Origin of the sequence: Streptosporangium sp. G11 (genome assembly GCF_051192615.1) — a bacterium.
Lineage (GTDB): Bacteria > Actinomycetota > Actinomycetes > Streptosporangiales > Streptosporangiaceae > Streptosporangium.
Map to the genome: position 1 here is coordinate 1 of NZ_JBPJUQ010000297.1, position 1268 is coordinate 1268.

Sequence of the window (1268 nt, forward strand, 5' to 3'; positions counted from 1 at the left end):
TCATCTACGCGGAGCCATCTTGTGGATCCGAAGCCTTCAACCCACCTGAAGATCCGAAGTCCATACAGGCCCTAGGTCCTGTTTCTTAGATCTCCTGACAGTGGGCGTCGGTTTGGTGACGCTTGGTGCATGGGTCGTGGTGATCTGACGAATGCGGAGTGGGAGCGGCTGGAGCCGCTGCTGCCATCAGGCGGGATGCGTGGCGGCCGGTGGAACGATCATCGGCTGGTGATCAACGGGGTGCTGTATCGGGCGCGTACGGGCCTGCCCTGGCGTGACCTGCCCGAGCGGTTCGGGTCGTGGGTCACGGTCTACAAACGACACCGGCGCTGGTCGGCGGATGGGACCTGGGAACGGCTGCTGGCCGCGGTCCAGGCCGCCGAGGATGCCGCGGGCCGGGTGGACTGGGAGGTGTCGGTGGACTCCACGACCATCCGGGCTCATCACCACGCGGCCGGTGCGCCCCGTAAGGCTCCGGCGCCGGTCGTGGCGCAAAAGGGGGGAGCGGCCGGGACAAAGCGGGACGATCCGGTGCTGCGCAGCTTGTCTGCCCGCCTGGCGGAGGTGGTCAGGCTGGCGAGTGCTTAGGACGCTCACGAGGCGGTTTCACCACAAAGATCCACCTGTCGGCCGATGGTCGCTGCCGTCCGTTGTCGCTGCTGTTGACACCCGGTCAGCAGGGCGACAGCCCGCAACTGGTGGCCGTGCTGGAGAGGATCCTGGTGCCGCGGATCGGGCCGGGCCGTCCTCGGGTGCGGCCGGACAGTGTCAGCGCCGACAAGGCCTACAGTTCTCGGGGAAACCGGGATTACCTGCGTAGGCGTAAGATCTCGCACACCATTCCCGAGCCTCGTGATCAGCGGGCCAACCGCCGTAGACGCGGCTCGGCTGGGGGCCGCCCCACGGGGTTTGATGCCGAGCGCTACAAGAAACGCAACGTGGTCGAGCGGGCGATCAATCGGCTGAAGAATTTCCGGGCCGCGGCCACCCGCTACGACAAACGCGCCTACATCTACCTCGGGACCGTCACGGTCGCCACCCTGACGATCTGGCTTCGCACCTGATCCAAGAAACAGGACCTAGATCACTCATGTGGAACCACATATGCACCAGTGAGGCTTGGTCGTCGCTGGGGTGGGTGTGCCATGACACCGTCACCTGGAGCAGCCTTCGGCTGACAAGCTCATCAGCGAGCAATGATCGAAACCTGTGGATCTGCCGGGAAGGGTGTACCTTCCCGGATCATCCGATGATGGTTTCGAGATAAG

1 pseudogene is annotated in these 1268 nt (G+C 64.7%); it reads left to right on the forward strand.

Features of this window, described 5'->3' with window-relative positions:
* Positions 1-129 precede the first annotated feature (129 nt).
* Positions 130-1064: pseudogene (locus ACSDR0_RS50665) on the forward strand (IS5 family transposase).
* Positions 1065-1268: the final 204 nt, after the last annotated feature.